This is a genomic window from Aeromonas sp. s5 (assembly GCF_040907865.1).
Classification (GTDB): Bacteria; Pseudomonadota; Gammaproteobacteria; order Enterobacterales; family Aeromonadaceae; genus Aeromonas; species Aeromonas dhakensis.
The window spans coordinates 12471-24591 of record NZ_JBFOCO010000012.1 but is presented as its reverse complement, the minus strand read 5'-3'; the positions used below and the strand labels follow the sequence as shown (position 1 = coordinate 24591).

The window sequence follows — 12121 nt, the reverse complement described above, 5'->3', positions numbered from 1 at the left end:
AGCCTCAGTCGTTGATTAATTGATGGCTCCACCCTACCAGCAGGACGTCGTCATGCCCAGCCCGGGAGGGGGGCATGACGGTGGTTGCACGAGCATCGCGTTGGCGGGGCTTACTGGATGCTGACCGAGAGGGTGTGGGGGACCTGCTCGCCGCGACGGGCGGAGGCGCGCATCTGATAGACCTGGATCAGGTACTTGCCGGAGGCGGGCAGGGCGCCTTGCCACTGGCCATCGCCATCGTTGCGGCCCAGCGCCTCGGCCTGACCGGGTTGGGCGCCGGGGGCGAAGACGTTGAAGTTGGCGTTGCTGCTGCCGCCAATCTTGACCGTCATGGTCTGGCCCGCCTTGGCCACCAGCGTGTAGTGGATGGTGTCGTAGCCAGCGAAGCTGCCCTTGAGCTGGGCGCTGTGGGCCCCCTTGGCAAACTGCACCGGGACCGTGGTGATCTTGTCGGCAGCCTGTGCACCGGCGGCGGCCATGGTGACGGCCAGCAGGGCGGCCTGGATTGCTCGTTTCATCGTTGCACCTCGTGAAGGGGCCCTGTCACCCTGGCAGAGCCGCCCTGACAAGATATGACTAAATCGGCGGACTGGCTATCCGGGTGGCGGCCGGGTCAGATGTGTCGATGGGGCAGATGTGGCGCGAACGGGGGAGATACCTGGCGACCCTATCTTCGCATGTTGCAGCGCAAGGCAAGCGATGGTCGCGCGGGTTGTTAAAGCCGGGCACAGCTGATTGGCCCGGCTTGGTGTTCACTCAATTTATCGCACCAGGCTGTACGTCGGCAGGATTAAGGGTTGAAGCTGCGGGTGATCTTCAACTGATGAATCCCGCCGGAGCACTGGGCATCATTGCCCCAGGCGCTGACCGGCAGGCCGCGCTCCAGCGCCAGCAAGGCCATCTCGAACATGCCCCTGCCGGGGTAATCATTCAGGTTCTTGAAGACATGGAAGCTCGTGCTGCCCTGCTCATAATTCTTTTCCCATGAAATGACCACCGCATTGCCTGCGTCGGGGCCGCCACTGGCCGATTTGATATAACCGGCATGCACATCGGTCAAGATGACCCGATCAAGACACTGCACATCGACACGGTAAGTGGCCAAGGCACTGGTAGAGCACATCAGGGCGGACAAGGCTGCCAACATAACGAACTTCTTTTTTATGATCATTCTACACATCTCCATCTGTGTGTTTCAGGTGAATGGCGGAAATTAAAATGGATAGGTGGAAAAGGCCATGGTTATTTAATTCCGATAAGTCTGATATTGATTTTATATATTGCTTTGCAAGTGCATTGTTTGTACTTCCTATTTTTACTTGAAAATAAAGCATTGATTTTAAACGGTTTGTTTTTGGATGTGGATGTCACCATTTTTCATCATCGCGGTGATATGAAAGATGGTTGGATATATAAAACAAAGCATTTTTAATGCTGCGTTGTTTATTTTTAGGTATGTCTTGGCATAAATAACAGCTTCATTAATGAAGCACAACAAGAAAAAATGGGGCGTACAAAATATCTTTGGTGGTTATTGCTATCCATCAGCCAGCCTGCATATGCATTTGAATGATCGGTAGAGAGGCTGGTTATATGCGCGCGTATTCGATAACGGCTATCGCTCAAGGTAGTCCGCTGACGGGCATATCCCGTGCAGCCTTGAACAAGACGCTGTGAGAGCGATGACAATCCGATACCCTATGGCTCAGGTCTTCTTTTATCACGGGAATGGAACATGCTGATCATCTTCAGTGGTTTGCCGGGCAGCGGAAAAAGCACCATCGCACGGGCCCTGGCCCGGCGACTGGGCGTCGTCTACCTGCGCATCGATACCATAGAGCAGGCCATTCGTGCTGCGGAACAGGCGGATACCGAGATGGGGCCGGCCGGCTATTTCGTCGCCTATGGGCTGGCCAGAGAGAACCTGGCACTTGGCTCGATCGTCATCACGGATTCCGTTAACCCCATCCAGCTCACCCGGGATGCTTACCACGACATCGCCCGCTCGGTCGGGGTGCCCTGTCTCGATGTCGAAGTGGTCTGCTCCAATCCGACGCTGCACCGCGAGCGGGTCGAAAACCGGACGGTGGATATCGAGGGGCTGGCATTGCCGGATTGGCAGGCGGTGATCACTCGTGATTATGAACTCTGGGACAGTGAGCGTCTGGTACTGGATAGCGCCACCCTGTCGGTCACCCAGAGCGTGGAGCGGATCATTGCCGCGTTGGCACAGGAATCGTAGGTTCGATTGGCGCAGCGTAATCGGACGAACGAGAGGCTTTGATTGCGGTTGTTGCCACGAGTCTACGGCGGCCAGCCTGAGGGGAAAATTCGGCTGGCTGTTATGGTGGGGGAATCGATTTACGCGAACGTCCGATGACTAGCTGATTGCTATTACAAGGCAAAAATAATTGTCATATGACTCTTGTTATAGGGGGGGGTAGATAGTAACTTGACCACTCTCTTTTGGGGGGGGGAATATGAACGTATTCATATGGTTGTTAAGTTGTTTGAGTGTATTCTCAGTTCATGCTAATCAAGATTGGATAGGTCATTATTCATTTTATGAAAGTGCAGATCCAGAACATATACAGGCATGGGATTACAGCCTGACAGTAAATAAAGGTGGTGGTGATAACTTAATTTCCCATCTGGAGGTCAATGGTCATATGACGGCGATTTCATTGGATGGAAAGGTTACGACCGATGGGAATCAAGCCACTTTTACCTTTCTGAGATATACCGGTGCTAATTTATCCAGAGATCTCCATTCTGGTGATAAGTTATTTGTATTAGAGCGGAAAGGGAATGTTTTGCTTACTCATTGGAAAATGTTGCAGCCTGTTTTGCAAAGTAATGAAAACAGTGGCTTTTATTTCATAATAAAAGATGGAATGTAGGTTGCCTAATCTGCATGCTAATATGCATAGCTGCTGTTGTAATATAAAAGGTTGGCTTTGATGAACTTTTTGACTGCTGTTGGTGTGATATATTTATGGTTTACGTTTTGGGAGTATTACAATGGAGAAACCCAAGCAAGGCTTCTCTTTAGAATGCGAATTAATGTTTACAGGTATGCTGAACCTAAATTATTCTGGACGATTATTATCATACAGTCTGTTATTGGGTTTGCTTTAATTGTCTTTAGTATACTGTACGCTTGATTAAACACCCAGACTCTAAAAATAAAGAAACCTTGGTTAATAACGCTTTGATGTGGTGAGAATTAATTTACAGTGTTCCGTTGAGAAAACGTGCCAGCCGGAGGGGGGGAATTCGGCTGGCCGTGATAGCGGGAGAAACCATTTACGCAAATGTCCGATTACGCCTCTACAGGCTAACAGTGGCGATTCCGTACAATTCTTATGGCATCACCAGTAATTAAATTATCTGATGGTAAGTCAAGAACTACGTTGATAATGTCAGCCATGGCATTATTACTAAACCGAAAATTATTTGGTAGGTCATTGTCATCATCGAAAGCATTATCAAATGAAATAACAAAGTCTTTTATATCGGATGCTCTGCCATCTAATACTTTTTTAGGAAGTTCAATGTGTTCTGGGTCGTGTTGATTGGTTTCGAAAACACTGAGGCTTTCAATTAATTCAGCTCTTGATGGCCAGTATTTTAGATCATATCTAAAGCTAAGTAATTCTAACTGTTCAGCAATATGACTTGTAAATAAATAGTTGCTACTTCCCGCATCAACCATCATATCCAAGGCAGACTGATGTTGACCCCTTATAAATCCAGAGTGTTGATAAATGTCATCCTGCTCCCTGATTAAATTAGCAAGTAGTGAAGAATAATCAATGATTTTTTCTTGAATTGCTATTAGCTTTTTTCTGTAATCCCTAGCTTGAACTATTTCCTCTTTACAAAAATCACCACTCATCCAAATATGCTCTAGCGTTAGCCATAGATAAACCCCTTTTGTACTCTGATATTCATAAGTATCAGAGTATCCAAAAGCATCTACTAACTCTTGGAAAACGATGCTCATTTCTTCTGCCCTAGAAATAATCCTCTCCATCAATTCCCATCTAGTCATCCAGATTTTCTTTTCTTTGACGTCAGACAGCTCTCTTTCAATAAAGGATTTGCAAAAAAGAGTCGGATTTGTAGTGTTCAGGGCCATGGAACCTCACAGGTGTTATCTAATGACTTTCTATATAGTACTGAATCCAGATAGAAGTGCCGTATCTGAACTAAAGATTTTTTGTCGCTTCAGATCGTTGGACTGGAACAAAAAACTAGGTGTTGTATCGACATCTGACTAAAAAACATCCCGCGGTATGTATTAACTCGCAATAAAAAACGGCGCCGTTAAGGCGCCGTTTTTATATCACTTACCCAACCGGAATCACTGCAGCAGGGAGATATCCGCGACTTGCAGGAACAGGTTGCGCAGGTTGTTCAGCAGTGCCAGACGGTTAGCCTTGAGGGCTTCGTCGTCGGCCATCACCATCACCTCGTTGAAGAAGGTGTCGACCGGCTCGCGCAGGGCGGCCAGACGGGTGAGGGCTGCCTGATAGTCACCGGCGGCGAACAGCGGGGCCAGTTCGGCTTGCAGTTCGGCAACCTGGGTGGCCAGCGCCTTCTCGGCGGCATCGACCAGCAGTTCCGGTTTGACGGCAGTCGGCAGTTCGCCTTCGACCTTGGCCAGAATGTTGCTCACGCGCTTGTTGGCGGCAGCCAGTGCCAGTGCGGCATCCAGAGTGCGGAAGTGGCTGACGGCCTTGACGCGACGATCGAAGTCCAGCGGACGGGTCGGGCGGCGGGCCAGTACGGCCAGCACCACGTCGGCACCGATGCCTTCGTCCTGATAGGCGGCACGGAAGCGACCCAGCATGAAGTCGACCACGTCGGTGACGACGGTTTGGTTGGTCAGCTTGTTGCCGTAGACGCGTACCGCCTCTTCAACCAGTTCAACCAGATCCAGATCCAGCTGCTTCTCGGTCATGATGCGCAGGGCACCGATGGCGGCGCGACGCAGGGCGAACGGGTCCTTGTCACCTTTTGGCAGCATGCCGATGCCGAAGATACCGGCCAGGGTGTCGAACTTGTCGGCCAGCGCGACGGCGCAGGCTACCAGACCGGACGGCAGGGCATCGCCGGCAAAGCGCGGCATGTACTGTTCGTTGAGGGCCACGGCGACCGCTTCGTCTTCGCCATCGTGACGGGCGTAGTGCATCCCCATGACACCCTGGGTGTCGGTGAACTCGCCGACCATGTTGGTCATCAGATCACACTTGGAGAGCAGACCGGCACGCTTGGCCTGAGCCACGTCGGCGCCGATACGTTCGGCGATAAAGCCGGCGACGGTCTCGATGCGCTCGACCTTGGCCTTGACGGTACCCAGCTGTTGCTGGAACAGCACGGTTTCAAGGCGCGGCAGGCGGGAGGCCAGGGTCTGCTTGAGGTCGGTCTTGAAGAAGAACTCGGCGTCAGACAGACGGGGGCGAACCACCTTCTCGTTGCCGCTGATGATCTGGCTCGGGTCTTTGGACTCGATGTTGGTGACGAAGATGAACTTCGGCAGCAGCTTGCCGTGCTTGTCGTAGACCGGGAAGTACTTCTGGTCACCCTTCATGGTGTGCACCAGCGCTTCAGCCGGCACGGCCAGGAACTTCTCTTCAAAGTTGGCGGTCAGCACCACAGGCCATTCGACCAGTGCGGTCACTTCTTCCAGCAGGGCATCGTCCAGATCGGCCACGCCACCGAAGGCGGCAGCGGCCGCTTCGGCGTCAGCCTTGATCTTGGCCTTGCGCGCCATGAAGTCGGCAATCACCATGCCGCGCTCCTGCAGGATCTGCGGGTACTGGCTGGCATTGTCGATGGTGAATTCGCTCTCGCCCATGAAGCGGTGACCGCGAAGGGTGCGGGCAGAGTCGATACCCAGAATGTGGGCGGGAACGAGATCCCCATCCAGCAGCAGGGTCACGGTGAACACCGGACGCACGAACTGGATGGTCTTGTCGCCCCAGCGCATCATTTTCGGAATGGGCAGCTTGGCCAGCGCGGAGGCGACCAGTTCGCCCAGCAGATCGACGGCCGGACGGCCTTCGACCTTGGCGGTGTGAACCAGCCACTCGCCCTTGTCGGTGACCAGACGCTCGGCCTGCTCGACGGTGATGCCGTTGCCACGGGCCCAGCCTTCGGCGGCCTTGGTCGGCTTGCCTTCGGCATCGAACGCCTGGGCCACGGCCGGGCCGCGCTTCTCGACGCTCTTGCTCGGCTGCTCGCCGGCCAGCGCGTGTACCTTCAGCGCCAGACGGCGCGGGGAGGCAAACCACTCGACGTCGCCGAAGGCCAGATCGGCCTTGGTCAGCTCGGCTTTGAAGTTGTCGGCAAAGGCTTCGGCCAGGGAGCGCAGGGCTTTGGGCGGCAGCTCAGCAGTACCGATCTCTACCAGAAATGTATGTTGTGCCATGTCCGTTCCTTAACCTTGCTTGTTCTCACTGCGCTGACACATAGGGAAGCCCAGCGCTTCGCGGGAGGCGTAGTATGCCTCTGCCACGGCCTTGGTCAGGGTGCGAATGCGCAGGATGTAGCGCTGACGCTCGGTGACCGAGATGGCCTTGCGGGCATCCAGCAGGTTGAAGGAGTGAGCGGCTTTGAGGATGCGCTCGTAGGCAGGCAGCGGCAGCGGTTTTTCCAGTGCCAGCAGATTCTGGGCTTCCTTCTCGTACTGCTCGAAGCAGTGGAACAGGAACTCCACATCGGCGTGTTCGAAGTTGTAGGTGGATTGCTCCACCTCGTTCTGGTGGAACACGTCGCCGTAGGTGGTCTTGCCCAGGGGGCCGTCAGACCAGACCAGATCGTAGACGCTGTCGACGCCCTGAATGTACATGGCCAGACGTTCGAGACCGTAGGTGATCTCGCCGGTCACCGGCTTGCACTCGAGGCCGCCAACCTGCTGGAAGTAGGTGAACTGGGTCACTTCCATGCCGTTCAGCCACACTTCCCAACCCAGGCCCCAGGCACCCAGCGTCGGGTTTTCCCAGTTGTCTTCCACGAAGCGGATGTCGTGGATCTCGGGATCCATGCCCAGCTCCTTCAGGGAGCCCAGATAGAGTTCCTGAATGTTGTCGGGGGAAGGCTTGATGATCACCTGGAACTGGTAGTAGTGCTGCAGGCGGTTCGGGTTTTCACCGTAGCGGCCGTCAGTCGGACGGCGGGACGGTTGCACGTAGGCGCAGGCGATGGGCTCGGGGCCCAGGGCGCGCAGGCAGGTCATGGGGTGAGAAGTACCGGCACCCACTTCCATATCCAGCGGCTGAATGATGGTACAGCCCTGGCGGGACCAATAGTCCTGCAGCTGCAGGATCAGGCCCTGAAAGGTTTTGACATCGAATTTTTGCATAATTTTTTTCGCGCGAAATGAAATCAGAGCAAGATTTGCTGAATGTGAACCGAAGGAGTATACCGTCTGGCATGGTCGGATAATAGGCGAAATTACAGCGGATTAATGTGATGGCGCTGCGCCGGGCCTGGGCGGGAGGGGTTGTCGGCACTCCCATGCCCGGGTTGGCATCGACCCCGGGGATTGGATGAAATGACAGGAGAGAGGGAATGGAGTTGCGTTGCGCCTGGGTGACCAAAGACCCGGAATACATCGAATACCATGACAAACAGTGGGGGAGGCCGGTCCATGACTCGCGCGAGCTGTTTGCCAAGCTTTGCCTCGACGGCCAGCAGGCGGGGCTGTCGTGGATCACCATCCTGAAGCGTACCGAGAGCTACCATCGCGCCTATGCCGACTTCGATCCGGTGCGCATCGCGCAGTTCGACGAGCAGGATGTGGAGCGGCTGATGCAAGACAGCGGCATCATCCGCAACCGGCTCAAGGTGCAGTCGATCATCAAAAATGCTCGCGCCTATCTGGCGCTGGAGGCTGAAGGCGTCGACTTTGTCGATTATCTGTGGGGCTTCGTGGGCGGCGCCCCCATCGTCAACCAGCGCCAGGGCAACGGCGACATTCCGGCGACCTCAGCGGAGTCGGATGCCATGTCCAAGGCGCTCAAGAAACGTGGCTTCACCTTCGTCGGCAGCACCATCTGCTACGCCTTCATGCAGGCGGTGGGGATGGTGAACGATCATCTGGTGACCTGCCCCTGCCACGCCGAGTGCCAGCAGCCGGGGTAGATCTGGCGCACGTCAACGAAGAAGGGAGGCCTGGGCCTCCCTTCTTCGTTGTGGGGTCGCCTCAACCAGGCTGACGGGTGTGGCTCAGTGCCTCGCACACCTCGTCGCTGCTCATCAGCCGCACGAAGGGGCCGGCCAGGGTGGCGTTGTGATGGGCGATGATCTGGGGGGCGGCCAGCTGCGGGGTATCCATGCAGGTGTGGGCATCGCTCACCAGCACCACGGCGTAGCCGAGATCCGCCGCCGCCCGGCAGGTGGTATCGATGCAGTACTGGGTCTTCATGCCGGTGACGAGCAGGGTTTGTACCCCGCGCTGCTGCAGCCAACTATCGAGGGCGGTGCCGTGAAAGGCACTTGGTCGCTGTTTGTCGAACACGAGGTCGGCTGCGGTCACGGCCAGCTCGGGCACCAGTTGCCAGAGGGGGCTGCCTGCAGCGATGGGGCTACCGGCCGGGCCTGTGTGACGTACCGCCAGTACTGGGATGCCGGCACTATGGGCGGCATCGGCAAGCTGGTTGATGTTGGCCAGTAGCTGTGGGCCGGCATGGGGCGCCTCCGGGCCATGCAGCAGGCCGACCTGCATGTCGATGATGAGCAGGGCGGAATGGGCGAGTGAAGACATGGGCTGGCTCCGTTGTGGGGGAGCCCCACTCTGGCGGTAATGTCACCGGGTCGGCAACCCGCATCTGGGGGGCGTGGGCCTATGTGTTGTTCGCGCTGAGCGTGAAACGTCAGCGAGGTTCGGGGCGCATTCCTCTGCCCGAGCGGCAGCCATGCGTGGCAGATGGGGGATCTGCATCGACAGCGTCACACCTTGGCACTCCTCTGGGGTAGAATGCGCCCTCTTTGGATTTGAGTCGGTTTTTTTAGAGGTTTTTCATGCATTTCAAGACAATCGTTCCCGCCGTTGCTCTGGCCGTCGCCCTGAGCGGCTGTACCACCAACCCCTATACCGGCGAGTCCCAAACTTCCAAGGGCGCCTGGGGCGCACTGGCGGGCGCCGCTGCGGGTGCCGCCGTGGGTGCGCTCTCCTCCAGCAAGGGTGACCGCAAGAAGGGGATCCTGACCGGCGTGGCCGCCGGCGCCGCGTTGGGTGGCGGTATCGGCTACTACATGGATGTGCAGGAAGCCAAGCTGCGCGAGAAGCTGCAAGGCACCGGCGTCAGCGTGACCCGCAACGGTGATCAGCTGATCCTCAACATGCCGAACAATGTCACCTTCGACAGCTCCAGCGCCCAGTTGAAGGCCGCCGGTGCCAACACCCTGTCCGGCGTGGCCATGGTGGTTGCCGAGTTCGACAAGACCCGCCTGAACGTGGTTGGTCACACCGACAGCACCGGCTCCCGCGAGCTGAACATGAAGCTCTCCGCCCAGCGCGCCGATGCCGTCGCCGCCCAGCTGATCGGCCAGGGTGTGACCGGCAGCCGTATCTCCACCAGCGGCGTGGGCCCGGATCAGCCGGTCGCCACCAACAGCACAGCCGAAGGCAAGGCCCAGAACCGTCGGGTGACCATCACCCTGACCCCGACCGCCTAAGCGGCCCGGTTCGCAGCCATGAAAAAGGCCCCGCCAGCGATGGCGGGGCCTTTTTATTGGGGCCGTTGCGAGCAATGGCGCCTTGTTTTTTGCCCCCTTCTCCCCTTGCGGGAGAAGGGGCGGGGATGAGGGGATAACTGCCTCTTAGACTGCCGCAGTCAGCTGCACTTCTACCTTGTAGCCTTCGTGGGCCAGACGGGCCTGAACGCAGGCTCTCACCGGTGCGGTGCCCGCCGGAATCCAGGCATCCCACTGCTCGTTGAAGGCGGCGATGTCTGCAATGTCCTTGAGATAGATGTTGGCCATCAGGATCTTGTCGACGCCGGAGCCATTGGCTTCCAGCAGGCGCTGCAGGCTGGTCAACACTTCGCGGGTCTGCTGGTGAATATCGGCGGTGTCGGTGGCGGGCACTTCCACCACGTAGAGGGTACCGTTGTGAATGACCACGTCAGACCAACGCTGGGTGGTGCCGATTCGGGTAATAGCTGGCATGGATTGCTCCGGTAGTGTGGCTCATTGGCCCTTGCGGATCAGATAGCGGTAAGGGGCCTGCTCTGTCTCGCTGGCGACCAGGGTGTGATCCATGAAGCGGCAGAAACTGGGAATGTCGCGGGTGGTTGAGGGATCGTCGGCACTGACCAGCAGGGTCTCCCCATCGGCCATCAGCCGCACTTTTTTACGCACCATCATGACAGGTTCGGGACAACGAAGCCCGATTGCGTCCAACTCGTGAGTCGCGTCGCAGAATAAAGCACTCATCAATAATCAACCTTCAACCAAATCAGCTGCCAATGATACTCACGGCGAAAAAATAATCAAACGACCTGGGCTGTCAACAGCATATGTAACCAAAGTGTTATCCGGCCCTACCCACACCCCGCCGTATGAGTAATATAAAAATTGAACCATATTCAACAAGGAGGTGTGAATATGCAGGTCTCCTACGGCAGATTACAAGCCTACGCAGGCATGGGGTTCTTGTCTTTCGCCATGATAGTGATGGGCAGCCCGATCGGTAATACCGGCACCTGGTTCGGTTCCATGGTGATGATCGGACTGGGGCTCTGGATCGAGCTCAGCGATTACTACGACGAGGATGAGGACGAAAACGATCAATCCTGACCCCAAGACTCTCACGATGACAAAGGCGGATATCTCATCCGCCTTTGTCGTTTCTGGCCGCAGCGAAAAGCGTCAGCGGGTCGAGCGCATGGCCCGCTCCAGATGCAGGGCGGTCTGTTGCGGGTTGGCTCTGGGGTCGTTGAAGAAGTTGCTCAACACATCCATGATCGCCTGGCGCATGTTGGTCGGCGTCGCCATCCCCTCCGCCATGCTGGGCAGCAGGTTGCCCTCTCGCTCCGCCTGCAGGAAATCCTGGTAGGAGCGCACGGCGCAGCGGTCGAACTTGCTCATGTCCGGTTTGACCAGCGCCGGGATAGAACCCTTCACCCGGTTGAACTCCTGCTGGAAGCGCGGCGTCATCAGCAGCTGGGCCAGTTCGCCCTGGGCCTGCAGCTGGGCGGGATCCCGCTGCTTGAACATGGCGATGGAGTCGAGGTTGTAGCTGAACAGCCCCTGGCTGCCGGGGCTCGGCAGGCACTCGATATCCTCGCCTGGCCGATAGTTGCCGGCGCTCAGCTCGCCCTTCACCCAGTCCCCCATCACCTGCATGGCTGCGCCGCCGCTCTCCAGCAGGTTGGTGGCCTGGTGCCACTTCAGGCCGGCGTATTTCTCCGGCACATAGCCGCGCAGCTGCTGGAAGCGGGTCAGCACCCGCACCATGTCGGGACCGGTCAGGGTGGCGCTGTCCTGTTCCACGAACGCCTTGCGGTAGAACGCTTTGCCGCCCTCGCCGAGCGCCACCGTTTCGAACAGCACTGCCAGCTGCCAGGGTTCGTTGCCGATAGCGAGCGGGGTGATCCCTTTCTCCTTGAGCCGGTCGGCCACGGTCACGAACTGGGCCCAGCTGGTGGGGGGGGTCAGCTTGTTGCGCTCGAAGATCTTGCGGTTGAGCCACAGCCAGTTGACCCTGTGGATACCGGTGGGTACCGCCATCAGGGCGCCGTTCTGGCTGAGGGTCTCCCGCACCATGGGCGGCAGCTGGGGGTACCAGCCGAGGTGTTCGGCCATGGGGCTGAGATCGCGCAGGAAGCCGAGTCCGGCCCACTCCCGCAACTCGAACCCCTTGAGGTGGGCTGCCTCCGGCGGGTTGGCCGCCAGCGCCCGGCTTTTCAGCACCGTCATGGCGCTCTTGCCGCCGCCCCCTTGCACCGCGAAGTCGTTCCACTGATTGCCCTGCTCGGTCCATTCTGACTTGAGCACCTCCACCGCCTTGGCCTCGCCGCCGGACGTCCACCAGTGCAGCACCTCCACCTGGGAGGCGCTTACAGGCAGGGAGAGCAGGGTGATGACAGAAAAAGACAACCACTTCATA

14 protein-coding genes are annotated in these 12121 nt (G+C 57.2%); 5 read left to right on the top strand and 9 right to left on the bottom strand.

Annotated elements, in window-relative coordinates:
- Nucleotides 1-110 precede the first annotated feature (110 nt).
- Together AB5Y94_RS08615 and AB5Y94_RS08610 are read right to left on the bottom strand one after the other, a co-directional pair.
- The gene (locus AB5Y94_RS08615; RefSeq protein WP_005307387.1) at nucleotides 111-518 is read right to left on the bottom strand and encodes a hypothetical protein; all 408 of its coding nucleotides are present in this window, start codon (nucleotides 516-518) and stop codon (nucleotides 111-113) included.
- Between the two features lie 272 nt (nucleotides 519-790).
- The gene (locus tag AB5Y94_RS08610) at nucleotides 791-1171 is read right to left on the bottom strand and encodes a hypothetical protein (protein WP_368205344.1); all 381 of its coding nucleotides are present in this window, start codon (nucleotides 1169-1171) and stop codon (nucleotides 791-793) included.
- 564 nt (nucleotides 1172-1735) lie between these two features.
- Between AB5Y94_RS08610 and AB5Y94_RS08605 the strand changes: the two genes are divergently transcribed.
- Nucleotides 1736-2242 (top strand): AAA family ATPase, encoded by a 507-nt coding sequence (locus tag AB5Y94_RS08605; protein WP_368205343.1) that lies wholly within the window; start codon nucleotides 1736-1738, stop codon nucleotides 2240-2242.
- 238 nt (nucleotides 2243-2480) lie between these two features.
- Nucleotides 2481-2900: a DUF5991 domain-containing protein gene (locus tag AB5Y94_RS08600; RefSeq protein WP_206221186.1), complete on the top strand. Its 420-nt coding sequence runs from the start codon at nucleotides 2481-2483 to the stop codon at nucleotides 2898-2900.
- 437 nt (nucleotides 2901-3337) lie between these two features.
- Here the strand turns inward: AB5Y94_RS08600 and AB5Y94_RS08595 are convergent, their stop codons facing one another.
- The 3 genes from AB5Y94_RS08595 to glyQ all read right to left on the bottom strand — a co-directional run bounded on the left by AB5Y94_RS08595 (nucleotide 3338) and on the right by glyQ (nucleotide 7369).
- Nucleotides 3338-4141, bottom strand: coding sequence for a hypothetical protein (locus AB5Y94_RS08595; protein ID WP_126880866.1), 804 nt, complete (start codon nucleotides 4139-4141; stop codon nucleotides 3338-3340).
- A 225-nt stretch (nucleotides 4142-4366) separates the two neighbouring features.
- Nucleotides 4367-6436 (bottom strand): glycine--tRNA ligase subunit beta, encoded by a 2070-nt coding sequence (gene glyS, locus AB5Y94_RS08590; protein ID WP_368205342.1) that lies wholly within the window; start codon nucleotides 6434-6436, stop codon nucleotides 4367-4369.
- A gap of 9 nt (nucleotides 6437-6445) precedes the next feature.
- The gene (glyQ, locus tag AB5Y94_RS08585) at nucleotides 6446-7369 is read right to left on the bottom strand and encodes a glycine--tRNA ligase subunit alpha (protein WP_005339464.1); all 924 of its coding nucleotides are present in this window, start codon (nucleotides 7367-7369) and stop codon (nucleotides 6446-6448) included.
- Nucleotides 7370-7578: 209 nt separating this feature from the next.
- Between glyQ and AB5Y94_RS08580 the strand changes: the two genes are divergently transcribed.
- Nucleotides 7579-8151, top strand: coding sequence for a DNA-3-methyladenine glycosylase I (locus AB5Y94_RS08580; RefSeq protein WP_368205341.1), 573 nt, complete (start codon nucleotides 7579-7581; stop codon nucleotides 8149-8151).
- 61 nt (nucleotides 8152-8212) lie between these two features.
- Here AB5Y94_RS08580 and AB5Y94_RS08575 read toward each other — a convergent pair whose 3' ends face one another.
- Nucleotides 8213-8773: a cysteine hydrolase family protein gene (locus tag AB5Y94_RS08575; protein WP_268037803.1), complete on the bottom strand. Its 561-nt coding sequence runs from the start codon at nucleotides 8771-8773 to the stop codon at nucleotides 8213-8215.
- A gap of 257 nt (nucleotides 8774-9030) precedes the next feature.
- Here AB5Y94_RS08575 and AB5Y94_RS08570 point away from each other — a divergent pair, with 257 nt between their 5' ends.
- Entirely contained in the window at nucleotides 9031-9687 is a 657-nt protein-coding gene (locus AB5Y94_RS08570; RefSeq protein ID WP_336290193.1) for an OmpA family lipoprotein, read from the top strand.
- A 144-nt stretch (nucleotides 9688-9831) separates the two neighbouring features.
- Here AB5Y94_RS08570 and AB5Y94_RS08565 read toward each other — a convergent pair whose 3' ends face one another.
- Nucleotides 9832-10179, bottom strand: a complete 348-nt coding sequence (locus AB5Y94_RS08565) for a RidA family protein (protein ID WP_005307413.1) — start codon at nucleotides 10177-10179, stop codon at nucleotides 9832-9834.
- 21 nt (nucleotides 10180-10200) lie between these two features.
- Nucleotides 10201-10446 (bottom strand): sulfurtransferase TusA, encoded by a 246-nt coding sequence (tusA, locus tag AB5Y94_RS08560; RefSeq protein ID WP_005307416.1) that lies wholly within the window; start codon nucleotides 10444-10446, stop codon nucleotides 10201-10203.
- A gap of 171 nt (nucleotides 10447-10617) precedes the next feature.
- On the opposite strand from tusA, the gene AB5Y94_RS08555 reads away from it, so the two are divergent.
- On the top strand, nucleotides 10618-10809 hold the full coding sequence (locus AB5Y94_RS08555; RefSeq protein WP_005307420.1) for a hypothetical protein: 192 nt from the start codon (nucleotides 10618-10620) through the stop codon (nucleotides 10807-10809).
- Between the two features lie 72 nt (nucleotides 10810-10881).
- Here the strand turns inward: AB5Y94_RS08555 and AB5Y94_RS08550 are convergent, their stop codons facing one another.
- A complete protein-coding gene (locus tag AB5Y94_RS08550; protein ID WP_368161842.1) occupies nucleotides 10882-12120 on the bottom strand; it encodes an ABC transporter substrate-binding protein in 1239 nt (412 codons plus the stop codon).
- Nucleotide 12121: the final 1 nt, after the last annotated feature.